The 15,265-nt window shown below is 65.7% G+C and carries 12 protein-coding genes, 1 other RNA gene and 1 pseudogene; 5 read left to right on the top strand and 9 right to left on the bottom strand.

Features of this window, described 5'->3' with window-relative positions:
• Window positions 1–238 precede the first annotated feature (238 nt).
• The 5 genes and pseudogenes from IPL40_00615 (at window position 239) to IPL40_00595 (ending at window position 4,473) form a co-directional block, all read left to right on the top strand.
• Window positions 239–1,144, top strand: a complete 906-nt coding sequence (locus tag IPL40_00615) for a hypothetical protein (protein MBK8479670.1) — start codon at window positions 239–241, stop codon at window positions 1,142–1,144.
• A 90-nt stretch (window positions 1,145–1,234) separates the two neighbouring features.
• Window positions 1,235–1,606: a hypothetical protein gene (locus IPL40_00610; GenBank protein MBK8479669.1), complete on the top strand. Its 372-nt coding sequence runs from the start codon at window positions 1,235–1,237 to the stop codon at window positions 1,604–1,606.
• Window positions 1,607–1,743: 137 nt separating this feature from the next.
• Window positions 1,744–2,642, top strand: a pseudogene (locus tag IPL40_00605) (hypothetical protein).
• Between the two features lie 517 nt (window positions 2,643–3,159).
• The gene (locus IPL40_00600; protein MBK8479668.1) at window positions 3,160–3,477 is read left to right on the top strand and encodes a hypothetical protein; all 318 of its coding nucleotides are present in this window, start codon (window positions 3,160–3,162) and stop codon (window positions 3,475–3,477) included.
• Window positions 3,478–3,543: 66 nt separating this feature from the next.
• Window positions 3,544–4,473 (top strand): hypothetical protein, encoded by a 930-nt coding sequence (locus IPL40_00595; GenBank protein MBK8479667.1) that lies wholly within the window; start codon window positions 3,544–3,546, stop codon window positions 4,471–4,473.
• 689 nt (window positions 4,474–5,162) lie between these two features.
• On the opposite strand, the gene IPL40_00590 is transcribed toward IPL40_00595, so the two are convergent.
• The 9 genes from IPL40_00590 to IPL40_00550 all read right to left on the bottom strand — a co-directional run bounded on the left by IPL40_00590 (window position 5,163) and on the right by IPL40_00550 (window position 15,216).
• Window positions 5,163–5,513: a transposase gene (locus IPL40_00590; GenBank protein ID MBK8479666.1), complete on the bottom strand. Its 351-nt coding sequence runs from the start codon at window positions 5,511–5,513 to the stop codon at window positions 5,163–5,165.
• Window positions 5,426–6,040, bottom strand: coding sequence for a transposase (locus IPL40_00585; GenBank protein ID MBK8479665.1), 615 nt, complete (start codon window positions 6,038–6,040; stop codon window positions 5,426–5,428). Before IPL40_00585 ends, IPL40_00590 begins: the two co-directional genes overlap by 88 nt.
• Window positions 6,041–6,232: 192 nt before the next feature.
• A complete protein-coding gene (locus IPL40_00580) occupies window positions 6,233–7,771 on the bottom strand; it encodes a hypothetical protein (GenBank protein ID MBK8479664.1) in 1,539 nt (512 codons plus the stop codon).
• Window positions 7,772–7,948: 177 nt separating this feature from the next.
• Window positions 7,949–8,303: a transfer-messenger RNA gene (gene ssrA, locus IPL40_00575) on the bottom strand.
• Between the two features lie 158 nt (window positions 8,304–8,461).
• Window positions 8,462–9,931 carry a glycosyltransferase gene (locus tag IPL40_00570; GenBank protein MBK8479663.1) on the bottom strand — a complete coding sequence of 490 codons (1,470 nt, stop codon included), beginning with the start codon at window positions 9,929–9,931 and terminating at the stop codon, window positions 8,462–8,464.
• A 280-nt stretch (window positions 9,932–10,211) separates the two neighbouring features.
• Window positions 10,212–11,180 carry a CPBP family intramembrane metalloprotease gene (locus tag IPL40_00565; GenBank protein ID MBK8479662.1) on the bottom strand — a complete coding sequence of 323 codons (969 nt, stop codon included), beginning with the start codon at window positions 11,178–11,180 and terminating at the stop codon, window positions 10,212–10,214.
• Between the two features lie 8 nt (window positions 11,181–11,188).
• Window positions 11,189–12,688 carry a glutamate--tRNA ligase gene (locus tag IPL40_00560; GenBank protein ID MBK8479661.1) on the bottom strand — a complete coding sequence of 500 codons (1,500 nt, stop codon included), beginning with the start codon at window positions 12,686–12,688 and terminating at the stop codon, window positions 11,189–11,191.
• Between the two features lie 132 nt (window positions 12,689–12,820).
• Window positions 12,821–14,380 (bottom strand): choice-of-anchor D domain-containing protein, encoded by a 1,560-nt coding sequence (locus IPL40_00555; GenBank protein ID MBK8479660.1) that lies wholly within the window; start codon window positions 14,378–14,380, stop codon window positions 12,821–12,823.
• Window positions 14,381–14,523: 143 nt separating this feature from the next.
• Window positions 14,524–15,216, bottom strand: a complete 693-nt coding sequence (locus IPL40_00550) for a PilZ domain-containing protein (protein ID MBK8479659.1) — start codon at window positions 15,214–15,216, stop codon at window positions 14,524–14,526.
• Between the last annotated feature and the right edge of the window lie 49 nt (window positions 15,217–15,265).

Raw genomic sequence — 15,265 nt, 5'->3', positions numbered from 1 at the left:
ACCTCGGCATCACCTCATGTGGTCTTCGCCTGGTGTCGGAAATCGAGGAACCCGATGTGGATGCCGAGAAGCTCGAAGGGGCGCGCTGTGGCTCTACCGCGCCCGTGCCTACCGCGCGCAGCTCGAAGACAAGACCTTCAAGACGCAGTCGGAGATCGCCAAACACCTTGGGGTGACGCGAGCCCGCATGACCCAGATCATGACCTTGGTTCGGCTCGACGAGGCGCTGCAGAAGGAGGTGCTCGCCGGCAACTACGGTTACGTCGCCGATCGCACCCTGCGCGCCATCGCGAGCCTGCGCAGCAAGGCGGCGCAACGACGCGCGTTGGTGGAGCACGGACAAGGCGCCAGGCCGATGGACCCGTCGCAGAAGCCCAAGCGCTTCCAGCAAAAGAGCACGCTCGACGCGTCGCTCCGGCTGGTCCTGTACTTCAACCCGCAGATGTTCGTGGACATGCGGGCGATAGGCGAGCGCCATCGCGCCGAAATCGATGCCTACGTGCGCGACCTCAACACGCGTCTGCGCCGCAAGGGCAACAAGGCGACGCGCGAGTCGGTCTACTCCGACATCACCGGCAAGCTCGCCTCCCGCTCGATGCTGTCGATCTACTCGGTGCAAATCGACGAGAAGGACCACGCTGGCCACAAGCACTTCGTCGTCTCGCTCGCCTTCGACGAAGCCGCCTGGAACAAGCGTCGTAGCGCCGACGGCTTCGTACTGCTCGTCGCCCACGCCGACCTGCCGCAGAGCGCCACCGAGATGGTGGCGCTCTATCGTGCCAAGGACGCCGTCGAGAAGGACTTCCAGACCATCAAGAGCGACCTCGAGCTACGCCCCGTCTTTCATCACACCGACCCGAAAGTTCGCGCGCACGTGTCGCTGTGCATGCTCGCGCTCCTGCTCGAACGCACCCTTGAGCGCCGCCTTCGCAAAGCGGGCAAAGCCATGACCGCCCCCGCGGCCTTCGAGGAGCTGGCCGCAGGCCATTTAAACATGGTCGCCACCGGCCCCGACGAGTCCGTCGCCTACGTCGCCACCGCGCCGAGCGTCGAGCAGCGCGAGCTGCTTGCTCGCCTGCGCATCGAGCACCTCGTCGACCAGGATCAGATGGCCGCCCGCATCGACCCGAGGCCTGCCGCGTAGCCTGCTTTGTATCTACGGCTTGATCCGGAGTCGCTTGATTTCCGCTACTTGCGCGTGGGGGTGGTCAAGATGGGATTAACCCTCCGCGTCATGTTAACCCGAGCCAGGAACCGAGGCTGGGTCGCGACGATCGCCGACGAAGCGGTCGCGTCCGCCCGGGAGCTCTTCGCACTCGTGGCCGCGGATCGCGCACGCGTGCTCGCGCAGGAGGGGATGTCCGTCGTCGCGCTGCGGCTCTTCGAGCTGCTGCCGCGCCACCCAGTCGTCACCGTCGCATCCGTGATGAAGCTGGTGGAGACCACCAAGCCCACCGCGGGACGGGGGATCGAGCTGCTCGTGGCCGCGGGCATTCTCGTCGAGACGACCGGCAAGAAGCGCGACCGCTCCTTCGTGTACCGGGGCTACCTCGATCGACTCCGGGTTGGAACCGAGCTCGACGGCGCCTCGCGAACCAGGACGTAGCCCTGCTGCGGCGCCCCACCGGTCTTCCGGCGGAACCGGGACCGAAGGTCGGACGGAAGGCGCAGCGCTATGGGCTAACCGTTCAGGATCATGCAGCGGCATGATCGGCACGTCGTCTGCAATCGCCCCGGCGCTGCATGAGCCTGCCGCGGCCTGTAATCGCTGGTGAGACGCTGATGGTGACGCGCCGCTGTGCGCAGCGGCAGTTTCTGCTGCGGCCGTCGGGCGCGGTCAATGGCATTGTCGGCTACTGTCTCGCCGTCGCGGCCGAACGTTATGGCGTGCGGGTGCACGCCTTCTGCGTGCTCTCCAATCACCTGCATCTCGTGATCACCGACGTTCGCGGGACGCGGCCGGAGTTCTGCCGCTGGCTCTTCGAGTTCACGGCGAAGTGCCTCAACGCGCACTGGGGACGCTGGGAAAACCTCTGGGCGAGCGAGCCGCCGTCGGTCGTGCGCCTGGTGGATGCTGAAGCCCAGCTCGACAAGGCCGTCTACACGCTGACCAACCCGGCGGCAGCGGGCCTGGTGACAGAGCACCATCACTGGCCCGGGCTCATCAGCCGGCCGGCACGGCTCGGGCGCGCCGAGTCCTATAAGCGGCCCAAGCGCTTCTTTCGTGAGCGGGGCCGCTGCCAGCAGAGGCCAGTTTGACGGTAGCTCCGCTGCCCGCGTACGTGGACCTGGACGCGGATGAGTACGTTGCGCTGCTGACCGACGCGGTCACTGCGCGCGAGCTGGCGCTTGCAGACCAACGCCGCCTGGAGGGCAGGGGCGTGCTTGGCCGCCGCGCCGTGCTGCGGCAGTCGGCGTTCGATACGCCGAGCCGGCCCGAACCACGCCGTAAAACGAGTCCTCGGGTGGCCGGTGGGAACAAATGGGCGCGCATCGAGGCGCTGCAACGCCTGCGCGATTTCGTCGCGGGCTACCGGGACGCTTGGTTACGCTGGCGCGCGGGCGACCGGGGCGCAACCTTTCCCTTTGGCACCTACGCGCTGCGGCTTTACGCGGGCGCGTGTTGCGCCCAGGCGCCCTGAGGCAAAGTCCACCCGGCCCGCGCGCTCCCCGCTGCCCTCGTGCCTCGCGCCTCGCCACGCTGAGATGGGCTGGCTGCGTTCAGGCGGGTAAAGACGCCCCCTCGCCCCAAGAGAAACAGCGGCAGCCGCCGCCTCCTGGTCAATCCCGTCCCGCCTCTCGCCCCTGTCCCGCACACCTGCGCGCTTCGCATACCATCCGCACCGGAACGGCAAGCATCCGGAAAACCTCTTCTCCGGAAAACCTCAACCCCGGAAAACCTCAACCCGAGTAGGGGCTCTGTCTTACGTCGACTGACCGGCCTACCCAACCGCCGCGCTCGATTCTCGAGGCGGCCCTGGCATCCGTGCGTCTCCACTCCCATTTCCCCGGAATAACTTGCATCCTGGTTTACGATCCGAACCCCGATAGAATCGGAATCAGCCTCAGCCGGCCACCCGGGCTACCCGGCCCTGTCGGCCCAAACCCGCTCTATTCGGCCTATCCCTGCGGAAAGACTGGGCGAAAGGCGAACTTGAAGTGGATGGCAAGCACACGGGCGACTATCTCGCAAATAGTGGGAAGCCCACAGCATCAGGCACCGTTAAAGGAACAGGAAGGTACAGAGACAGCACTTTTGAAATTAAAAAGCGAGGCCATCATTCTGGAGATCGCTCCACCGACAGCGAAGTAAAACTATTAGAGAATGCTGCCAAGGACTTGGAGTACAATCCAACTGCTAAGGGCACACTCCGAGTTCATACCGCAAGGAAGCCTTGTTCAAGCTGTAAGAATGCTATACAGGCGTTCAAGAAAGACCACCCAAGCATTGATGTTGTCGTGACGCACGGACAATAAAAAAGCACTGCTTATAATTAGCACTTATATTGGGCGGAGAACACTATGCAATCAACTATAGTAGACGTGAATATAAATAGCGTTATCTCACTGCGCTTCTCATCCGATGGTTGTCGTCTAATCGGAGCACAGGACAATGGGCAAATCATAATATGGTCGCTGGATGGGAATCCAGCACGCATCCGAACTATCCATACGAATTATGGGCGCCTGAATGCAATTGCGACACACCCAACGGATGCGAACATCATCGCAACAGCAGGCAATTGCGAAGTTAAACTATGGCACCTTGCTACGGGGTCCCTGCTATCCGAAATCCCTGGACGGGTTGGCGAGGAGACACACGCTGTTGAATTTTCGCCTGACGGAAAGTTTCTGATTGCTGGCTCGGACGAAGAACGCATTCGGGTCGTAGATATTAAGAACGGGTTGACCGTTTTCGAAAGGGAAGCGGGCGAACGCAATGTATCAATCAACTTCCGATTTGACGGACAGGTTGTCGCCCTTTCTTGCTGCTCTCAAGGGGGCTCCTGGATAGAATTTTGCGAATTCACTAGAGAAGGTCACTTGGACCTGCTGTACAACATCGACCGAGATGTCGATGCGCTGAGTAGCGGAAGTTTCAGTCCAGACGGACACCTGTTTGCTTTCGCTGATCGTGATGTCAATCTGTATTCCTTGGCGCCAGTCAAGCTTCTCGGAGCGTTCGAATATAGCGGAAGGGCTGCCGATGGATTAGTAAACAACGAGACACTTGAGATGTATTGGTCTAACGCTGTATTTTCACTTCAGGGTGGGCAACTGTTCTGCGGCGCACCTAACGGATGTGTATACGCGTGGAACGTTACAAAGATGGAATTACAGGACACGGGAATTGCTCATGAAGATGCTGTTCTGGCTATCGCGATACACCCCAAGGTAGGAACTCTTCTAACGAGCGGTTTTGACGGACTGCTGCGAATGTGGGACTACCCCTGGGAACCGCTGATCAAGTAAAACCGCCTAGCAGAGCTAGAGAAGCGCTCGCAACACCCAAGCCTTCACGCTGACTGGCTTGAAACATCACTGCTTTTCGAGACGGAATCGCTTGAGGAGCCGGGGGCGTCACAATACCCGCCTTCCACCGCGGGCATGCTGTACCGGCTGGCCTGCGCACTTCTGCCACTATCCCAGCACACACCGTCCTTCTTCACAGACGAGCTTCAGGATGGTGAGCCGTGGGACGCCATCGCCGCTGAAAGGGTAATGGCCTTTAATCCACGTTTTCGCCTGCGGATGCGAGTATCGCCGGTCGGGGCCAGCGGTTCGCGGCGGTGAGTCAGCCGCTCGGGCGAGCAGTGTAGGGGCAGCAGTCGGCTCGTAGGGCTGCAGCGGGCGTAGCTGGCCAACGCTGGCCGAGCCGATGGCGGTCAGCGAGGTTGGAGCGGTTCAGGTCTCGATTGGAACAGCTCGGGCTGGGGCTCGAGGTTCGGGGGCAACTGCGGAGGGTCGGGACCGGTGCCGGGGTCGTCGTCGCGATGAGCGGGTGAGCCAAGCTGGCGGCGATGGCGTCGGGGTCCTTGACGACAGCGATCAGACGCATTCGACGTTGGCAGCGCGGGCAGACGAGGGGATCGTCGAACGTGCGCCGCAGGAGTTCAGACCAGGCGATGCGCAGGTGCGGCGGCGGCGCGGAGGAAGGGGCGTCATGGCGGTCGGTTGACTGCTGGGGGCGCAGCGGCGGACAAGCAAACGGGTCGTCGGCCGGATCGAGGCTGTTGGGCGACGCGCTGGGCGATAGCCTGGCGCTGGCGGTGGGCGGAGGCGAAAACGCCATAGAAGCGGATGAGATTGAGCCAAGGTGGCGGTGTCAGGGCGGCAAGCCGCCGGATGAACTGCTGCGGGGTCATTTGAAGCTGCGTCCGTCCGGTGGCGGTGGGCTTGCGAAGCCTGTAGACGACCATGCCCTCTAACAGCGAGACACGGCGGGCAGCCAGCGCCGGTCGCGCACCGTAGCGGAGCAGCCGACGCAAGCCACGCCGATCCTCGGCGGCCACTGCAACGTCGGCGTGCAGCGAGTAGCCGTCGAGCGCAAAGCAGCGAGGCCGGGCCGGCGGCTGGGGTGCCGGGTGGGTCTGCCATGGATGGCGACGAGGCGGCTGGGTGGCCTCCGCGAGTGCTGCAGCGCATCGGGGTCATCGTCGTCGATGGCATCAGCGCATTGCTGCTGCACCAGCGCCTCGATGCGGTCTCCGATGCGGCGTAGGAGCGCTTCGACTTCGTCGTCGCGCGGCGGTGGGAGCTGCGCGAAACCCAGCGCCCCACCCTCGTCGACGGAGAACACGCCATCGGGCACCAGCGCGTGAAAGTGTGGGGACAGAAGCAGCTGTGAATTGAACCGATGGATGAAGGTCACCGATCCACACAGAGGCTGGGCGATACCGACCCGCCGCGCCACACGCCGTTGCCAGGCAAACAGACTGCGTAACACCACCGACAACGCCGCGCTGAGCAGCTTGGTGTTGGTGCCCACCTGCCAGTGGATGCGCCACGGCAGCGACACTGTCCACTGCCGGTAGGCCACCTTGGGCAGGCTCGGCGGTCCCGACCCGGGTTAATATTACGCGGTGAGACTTTGCACCTCTGGGTACTGGAGCTACTTTGCCTATTGTGGCAAGTACTCGTTCCGACGGAAGAAATCTGAGTCCACGATATCTCGCGTCCAATGGCGGCCTTGGCGCCGGCCCGCCGAGGGCGGCCCGCGCCAGGCGACACTTCACCGCCTGGCAGGTTCCGACGGTAGCCTGGTCGCTCGTTTCAGGCCGAAGGTGCCTGGCACGAACCCGGCCCCGTCGTACCAGCGATTGACCGGCAGGTGGAACTCGGCGCTCGGGATCCCTGTGGTTCCCAGGCCGACGTAGTAGAGCTGGAGCGCCCGCCCGACCCGCACCACCGCGACGCCGGTGAGCAGGCCGAGTTCTTCACCGGGCTCGTCGATATCCCAGGCGAAGTCGTTCGCGGAGGCCTCAGACCAGCTCGAGCCATCCGCGGAGATCGCATGGCGAAAGCCCTTCACCGCGTTGAAGTCGGAGGGAATGGTGTCGCCCTCGCTTCCGTCCTTGTAGCTGTACCAGAGCTCGAAAACGCAATCGTGGGGGTCCCAGCTCACGCTGGGCTGTTGGCCGCCCTTCAGCACGGGGTTGCCGGCGTCCATCGTCCAGTGGGTCGCGTCGGCCGACGTGGCGTGGCCAATGCCGAAGGCGACGATCTTCGAGGGCTCACAGACGTTACCGTCCGAACAGCCGAGGCTCGAAAACCAAAGGTGAAACACGCCATCCTTCAGCGCCAGTACGGGATCGGCGACGACCCCTCCGTTGACGCTTGGCAGGGAGGGAAACGCATCGCCCGCCGTCAAGACGAGACCGGCTAGGCCGTAGGGTGACGCGGCTGCCGAGAGGCGACTGAAGCGCGTGCCGTCGGCGGAAAGGGCGAGGCCAAGCTGGTAGTCACGATATCCGGCCGCCAGGTGCTCCTTCGCTCCAGAATACACCATGAGGTAGCGACGGGCCGGCGCAGCCGCGGGGTCCACGAGCACATCAGGGGTCTCGACGGCCAGGGAATCCCAGCCCTCCGCCGCCTCGACCAGCGCGGGCGCGTCGGCGACTACCCAACTCAACCCGTCGGCGCTCTCCGCGTATTCGATGACGGTCTGGTCAGCGCCCGAGAAGGAGCTTCCACGGAGGCCTGAAAACCACAGCCTCCAGCTTCGCGCCTCGGCGTCGAAGCGCAGGCTGGGGTCGGCAATCAGATAGCTCGTCGAGCCATCGGGATGGCTCTGCCCAGGGGTCAAGAGAAGCCCCGTGGGAGCCCGCGACCAGGCAGCGTCTGGCGTGATGCCCTCGAGCGCCGGACAACCGCAGCTCCCTCCAAGACATCGCCCCACCCCGCAATCCACGTGCTCGGTACAGCTCGCGCTCACGCACTGGTCGGAGTCGCTCCAGCGGCCGGCCTGGCAGAGCTGAACGAGCCGCCCGAGGTCGCCAAAGCCGCAGCCCGCCTCGCCAGCCTCGCCCGCCTGCGTGGCGCCATCCACGCAAAGGTCCGGATCGACGCAGGCCGTGGCCTCGCTCCAGCCGCCCACCTCGCAGGTGCGCTCGAGGGTACCCCGCCCGTTCAAGCCGCAGTCTGCGCCTGGAACGGGCTGGGTGTCGCCCCGCTTGCACGCCTCGTCGGGCGCCGCCCCTCGCCGCGCGCTGCAGCCAGCCAGCGCGACGAGCACCAACCACGACGCAAGGGGTCGAAGAACGGCTGGCATCAGGGCGCTCCTCGGGTGAGCGGAGCAAGGCCTCGGCGCAGCGTAGGGGCCCAGCACGCCGAGCGCGCGCTGCAGCGGAAAACCAGCACGCCGAGCGCGCGCTGCAGCGGAAAACCAGCACGCCGAGCGCGCGCTGCAGCGGAAAACCAGCACGCCGAGCGCGCGCTGCAGCGGAAGATATGGAGGCGGCGGGAGTCGAACCCGCGTCCGAAGGTGCGAATACGAAGGCGTCTACAAGCTTAGCCGACGGTTTTCGTCACCCCGAGACCGCCCGCCGGCTGGCTGCCCCGAGGCCATACGGCCTGTTATTTCGCCGTGGGCCCGACCGTCAGAGCCCTTGGCTAGCCTGTTCGATGACGCCCTAGCCAACCGTCACAGACGGGAGAGCTGGTAGGACGCTGGCTACCTAGGCAGCCAGTGCGTACTCAGTCGAGTTCGCGTTTGATAGTTCCCTATCGGATTAAGGAGGTGACAGAGACCCTCCGCCTGCAGCCCTCGCTTCGTTCACCCCCGTCGAAACCGTGTCGCCCCCGTAAGAACCAACCGTAAGAACCAACCGTAAGAACAAACCGTAACAACCGGCCGTAACAACCAGCCGCAACAACTAATCGTGAAAGACCCGCTGCGCTGCGTGACGTCAGCCTGCCGCGGACCAAGTGCCGCGCGCGGCCCCCGCCGCTGCCTTGCCCCTCAGCGCCGCTGGTAAACGCTCAGCGAACCAACATAGCCGAAGCCGACGAAGAAGAGCAGCAGGAAGGGCAGCGAGAGATAGTGGCCGTAGGCCAACGCCACGATCATCGCGCAGCCGAGGTAGGCCGCCATCAGCAGCTCGAAGTAGGGGATCAGCGTCTTCGCCGCGCGGTAGCGCTTTCCCGCCCAGCTCTCGCTGCGCATGCAGAGGCCATGCTTCGGCGTGCGCACAAACTCCGTCTCGCGACCGAAGAGCGCCTCGAGCACGGCGCGCGTCTGATTGATGCAGAGCCCGATGCCGACCGAGAGCATCAAGGGCAGACGCAGGACGAAGCGCCACCAGCCGCCCGAGGGTGGTCCACCGAGCTCACGTTGCGACACGACGTAGAAGCCGACCATGCTGACGGTCGTCCCGAAGAAGAGCGGGAGGTCGATCAGCAGCACCTCGCGCCAGCCGTGCGAGGTCCGCACCGCCAGATTCGGCAGCAGCAGCAGCGAGAGCAGCAGCAGCAGCGGATAGGCCAGGTTGTTGGCCAGATGGAAGAAAGCCTCGAGCTTGATCTGCGGCGAGAGGTCCGCGCGCATGATCTGCGGCAGCAGCTTCTTGGCGACCTGGATCGAGCCCTTGGCCCAGCGGAACTGCTGCGACTTGAAGGAGTTCATCTCCACCGGCAGCTCGGCCGGCGAGACCACGTTGGGCAAGTAGACGAACTGCCAGCCCTTGAGCTGCGCGCGGTAGGAGAGGTCCATGTCCTCGGTCAGCGTGTCATGCTGCCAGCCACCGGCGTCGTGGATGGTGGAAATGCGCCACATGCCGGCGGTGCCGTTGAAGTTGAAGAAGCGGCCCGAGCGGTGGCGCGCCGTATGCTCGATGACGAAGTGACCGTCGAGCATGAGCGCCTCGACCTCGGTCAGCGTGGAGTAGTCACGATTGACGTGTCCCCAGCGGGCCTGGACCATGCCCACCTTCTCGTCCGAGAAGTGGTGGACCATGGCCCTCAGGGTGTCGGGCGCAGGAATGAAATCCGCGTCGAAGACGAGCGCCAGCTCACCGGACGCCGTCAGCAGGCCATTCTCCAGCGCACCCGCCTTGAAGCCCGTGCGGTCGTCGCGATGGAGGTATTTGGCGTCGAAGCCGCGGGCGCGAAGCTCATCGACCTTGCGCCGGCAGATCCCCTGCGTCTCGTCGGTGGAATCGTCCAGCACCTGGATCTCGATCCGATCGCGGGGGTAGTCCATCGCGGCAACGGCCTCGAGCAACCGCTCGGCCACGTACATCTCATTGAAGAGGGGGCACTGCACGGTCACCCGCGGCAGCTCGTGGTCCGCGAACTCGCGCAGCGGCACGGCGACGCGCTTCTTATGACGATAGAAGAGCCAGACGAGCAAGGTGCGGTGAAAGCCGAAGAAGGCCAGCGCCAGCAGCACCGACAGGTACGCAATGATCAAACCGAGCTGAAGCCCACTCATATCTCCCCCACTCCGCGGCACCCGCCGCTCTAGAACATGCGACTTCTAGCGGATCGCGCGGTGGGAGTTGTCACCACATTGTAAAAGTTCGTCTCGCGCCCCTGGGATTCGCCGAGGCGCTGGCGGGCCGACGACCGGAGGTTTCGGCTGGCGACGCTACCGAGGTGCCTGGGGCTCTTACGCCAATTCACATATGCAACTTACCATTCAAACGAAAATCGCTATACTGCTCTACCAATTCGCCTTTACTCACCTTTCCCTTCGCCAAGGCATCGCAAGTCTATCCGACGAACTGCGGGTTTCCTGGCCAGCCTGTCTTGTGGAGCAGGGCCAGTAGGTCCATCGTCACGGCGACGCTGACGTGGATCAACCAGCCGCACCAGATCGATCGGGTGCGCAGACTGAGGGTCCCAAGCACGGTGCCAGCGACCACGGCGCCGAGCACCTCGGCGATCGGCTTGTTGTAGTGGATCATGCAGTAGGGCAGCGCCATCGCGAAGATCGCGTGGGAACCGAGCGCCCGCTTGAGCCGGTGGACCATGAACCCACGGAAGAAGAGCTCGAGCGCGAAGAACTGCGTCGCGTAGAGCAGCTCCCAAGCGAGGAAGTCGCCCCAGCTCCGGGCGGCCAGGTCGTAGAAGGGGTAGGTGTGCTGAAAGGGCCGGGTAAAGGAAGCGACCACCACCGGGGGAAGAATAAAGACGAAGAGCGCAGCGTAGAGCCAGAGGTGCCGGGTCACTCCACGCCACTCCAACCCGCAATCCCGCAAACGGACGCCCTGGCCACCCAACAGCGTGTGAATCGCGAGCCATGGGAAGATCGTGTAGGCGCAGAGGCGGAAGCCCGACCAATAGGCATAGCCGTAGAGCTCCCAGTGGCGGTGCAGGCGCAGCGTGGGCAGGAAGCGCCCGACGAAGTCGACGAACGCCCCACGCGTGCCGTAGTACTCGATGAGGGTCAGAACGATCGCCGCGGTGGTCAGCACGACGATCGGCTGGCGGTCGAAGCTGCCGGCAGGGTCCACGGCACGCTCCGCCGCGGCCTCGGCGTCGAGCACGCGCCAACTCGCGACCAGCGCATGCTCGAGCAGGCGCCCGAGCGGGCGCGCAAAGAGCACGAAGCCGAGCACCAGCAGCCCGGCGCCGACGGGCTGGTGCAGATGCAGCACGACATTGACGCCCAGGTGGTAGGCCAGCAGCGCGGCGAGCTGAACCCGCGACACTCCCGCCTGTCGTAGCGCCTCGAGCATTGGCCTGCTCAGCCCGCTTCGCGCGGCCCCACGGGTACCGCTGGGGCGATCGGCTGGGCGCGCAGCCAGACCGCGGCCTGCCGCAATCGGCGCCGACAGAGGTCTCTACCCACCGCGACCATCGTATCGAAGAGCGGCGGGGAGGCCGCGCGGCCGCTGACGGCGATGCGCACGATCATGAAGACCTCACGGGAGGTCCATTGCAGCCCTTCGCAGCAGCCGCGCAAGAGCGTCTCTAGCGCCTCGGGCGCCCAGTCGCGCACGCCGTCGAGCTCGTCCGCAAGCGCGTCGATCACCACCGCCGTTTCGCGAGCGTCGCGCTTCTTCGGCACGAGCTGCTTGCCGACGAGGCTGAGGTCGAGGTCACCGCTGAAGAAGAACTCGGTTAGCGGCACGAATTCGTCGAGGCGGCGCATCCGCTCGCGCACCAGCGGCGCGAGCCGCAGGAAGTACTCGCGATTGAGACGCCACGCCATCAGCTGGTCGACGAGCTGCTCATCGCTCAGCTCGCGCAGATAGAGCCCGTTGAGCCAGGAGAGCTTCTCGAGGTCGAAGACGGGCCCGGTCAGCCCGACGCTGCCCGGCGCGAGGTCGAAGCGGCCGATCATCTCCTCGAGCGTGAACTTCTCCTGATCGCCGCCGAACGACCACCCCATCAGTCCAAGGAAGTTCACCATTGCCTGCGGCAAGATGCCGGCCTCGCGGTAGTAATCTAGGCTGACCGGATTGCGGCGCTTGGAGATCTTGCTCTTGTTCTTGTCGTTGTTGCGCAGCAGCGGCAGGTGCACCATCCGCGGCGGCTCCCAGCCGAAGGCCTCGTAGAGCCGCAGGTGCTTCGGCACGGAGGGAATCCACTCCTCCGCGCGAACGACGTGCGAAATACCCATCAGGTGATCGTCGACGACGTTGGCCAGATGGTAGGTCGGCAGCCCGTCGCTCTTGAGGAGTACCTGATCGTCGCTATTCGCGAGCGGCATGCGGATCAGGCCGCGGAGCTGGTCTTCGAAGAGCGCCTCGCCGACGCGCGGCATCTTGAGACGCACGACGTGAGGGGCCTCGCCGGCGAGCTGGGCGGTCACCTCGTCGGCGCTCAGGTCGCGGCAATGGCCATCATAGCCGGGCGGCGTCTTGGCAGCGCGCTGCCGTTCTCGCAGGCGCTCGAGTCGCTCGGCTGAGCAGAAGCAGCGATAGGCGTGGCCGCGCTCGAGCAGCAGCTCGGCATGCTCGCGGTAGATCGCCGCGCGCTCGGACTGGCGATAGGGGCCACAGGGACCGCCGACATCGGGGCCCTCATCCCAGCGCAGCCCGAGCCAGCGCAGGCTGCGCAGGATCGCCTCCTCCGACGCTCGGCTCGATCGCGCGCGGTCCGTGTCCTCGATGCGCAGGATGAAATCTCCGCCGTAATGCTTGGCGAAGGCGTAGTTGAAGAGCGCGACGTAGGCCGTGCCCACGTGGGGATCTCCCGTGGGGCTGGGTGCGATCCGCACCCGAACGCGATCGGCTGCCATGGCTTGCTCCGTGCCGAGAGGGGGAGAAAGAGGGAGTAGAGGGCAAAAGAGGGCGACGAGGGAGAGCGGGGTCGCGGCCGTCGATCGGCCCGTCGCAGCCGGGGCCTTCTGAGCGGTTGCGGCGCGCTCGCGCTAGAAGCCGCTCGCGCTGCCCTCGAGCGTCACGGTGTTGGAGCCGAGCGTCGCGTCACCGACGGTCATCGTCGCGCTCAGCGCTTCATTGGCACTCGCCGTCGGCTCGACCTGGAAGGTGCAGGTCGCCGCCGGGGCCAGATCAGCGCCGATGCAATCGGTCGCGCTGTCTACCACCCGAAACGCGCTCGCGGTGTTGCCGACAATGGCCACGGCGACCGCCACCGCGGTCGTGGTCGGATCGTTGTTGACGACCGTGAAGGTCACGGCGGTGCCCGTCGTCGCGGGGCCTGAAACATCCATCCCCGTGCGCGTGGCCGGCGTCATGGCCAGCGAGAGCGCCGCAAAGCCGCTGGCCGTCCCGCCGAGCTTGACGCTCGCCGTGCGGATGCCCGACCCGGCGGTGACCTCCACAGTGCCGTCGAGGAGCTGATTCACGGTCGCCTTCGGCTTCAGGTCGAAGGTGCAAGTGGCACCCACCACCAGCACCGCGGTGCAGGTATTGTTGACGACGTCGAAGTTCGCCACAGGGGCGCGCACCACCGTCGGAATCACCGCGGTCGGAGCGGTGCCCGTATTCTCGACGGTGAAGGACACGGCCGCGCCGGGGTTCGCCGCGGGCGTCACGTTCATCCCCGTCTGCGCGGTCCCCGGGGTCAGGGTCAAGGCCGGGGCGAAGCCGCTGGCCGTCCCGCTGAGATTCAGGGCATTCGAAACCTGGGTGCCCACCCTGACCTCCAACCCCGATTCGTAGCTGGCGTTGGCCGCTGCCGTGGGACGCACGGAGAAGGTGCAGGTCGCGCCGTCAGCCAGCGCGGTGGTGCAGGTATTGTCCTCGACGAGGAAGTGCGTCGGGCTGCCGAGCTCGATCGCCACGGCCGACGCCATCGCCGTGCTGCCGGTGTTGCGCACGGTGAAGATGATGGCGTCGCCTGTGGGACCAGGCGAAGCGACGTCCATCTGGTCGAGAGTTGCGCCGGTCGCCGCGCTGAGGTTGAGCACCGGAGCGGCGACAATACCGCTGGCCGTCCCGCCGAGGGTCAGCGCGTTCGAGCTGACGGTGCTCGAGACCACGCGCAGCGTGCTGTTATATGGACCGTTGGCGGTGGCCTTCGGCCGCACCGATAGCGTGCAGCTCGCGCCGGCCGCGAGCGCCGCTGCGCAATTGTTCGCCACCACCTCGAAGTTCGCGCCATTGGAGAGCGTGGGCGCCGGCACCCCTGCGGTGGCCGCTGTGCCCGAATTACGCAGCGTAAAGATAATCGCCGTGCCGGTCAGCGCGGGCCCCGTCACGTTCATCTCGGTCAGCACAGCGCCGGAGGGTGCCGTCAGCGTGAGCTGCGCCCTGGGCACGGCCCCATCGCGACCGGCGTCCGCGACCACGCCGCGGTCGCCACCGACGCCGGCGTCGCGCGCACGGCCGTCGCGCAGCCCGCGATCCCGCGCGCCACCGTCGCCAACGCCCTCGACGTTGAGGGCTTCGGTATCGAGCAGGGCTGTACAGGCGGAGGTCGCGACGAGCGCGGTCAGCGTGAACGAACGAAGGGCGGAGAGCCTCATGGCAAGAAACCTCGTGGGTGAGCCTTCAGGGGAAGGCGTTATCGCAGGCGTCATCGCGGCATCGCGTCGCCGTAGCATCGAGCTGCCGTGGCATCTTAGCGCGGGCGACGGGCGCAATGGAAGGCGTCAATGGCGACCGACGCTCAAGGCGCAGCGGGGGCCGCCGTCGCCGCCGCGGCGGCACCTCGACAGCGATCGAGCTGCGTCCGCAGCTCGTCATGGCGCCGCCAGACCGCGCCGACCCGCTGCATGCAGCTCGCATGGTCCTCGGCGAGCGCATCGACCTGCCGCTCCAGGCGACGCTCTCGCCGCTGGCGGACTTCTCGCCGCTGATTGCCAAGCTGCGCGCCGGCCGCGAAAGCGCACGCCACCAGCCCGGCGACCAGAACTTTGCGCAGGCGTGGGCCCAGCAGACCCTGTCTCAGCGGCGCGGCGCCGTACTCGACCAGCGCCACGAGCAGCTCGTCGCGCGTCTGCGACGCCCCGAGGCCGTACTGCAGCCCAGCGACCCAGCCGGGTCCATCTTGAGCGGGGCGTGCCCAACGCACCCGCCCGCGCGCAGGTGGAAGCGCGGCCAGCTCGGGCGGCACGAAGCGGAGCTCGACCTGACCGGCGCCCGGCGTGGCACCGCTCAGCCACTGCGCCAACTCGCCCAACACGTCGAGGCGCAGGCCCCCCGCGGAGACATCGCGGATGACGCCGAAGCCCGGATCACTGATCGGCTGCTCGCCCCGCTCGTCGAGCAGCCGCACCAGCACGGGTACGCAGACCTCATGGCGCTGGTGAACGCGGCGGTCCTCGGGCCGGGGCGTCGACCCTGGCGTTGGCTGCGTCATGCGGCGAACTCTAGCACGAGCATTTGACCGACCCACAGGCGGTCGCTAT

The organism is Pseudomonadota bacterium (assembly GCA_016711215.1).
In the GTDB taxonomy this organism is placed as follows: Bacteria; Myxococcota_A; Polyangia.
The sequence above is the reverse complement of the archived record's forward strand: the minus strand, read 5'-3'. Positions and strand labels throughout refer to the sequence as shown.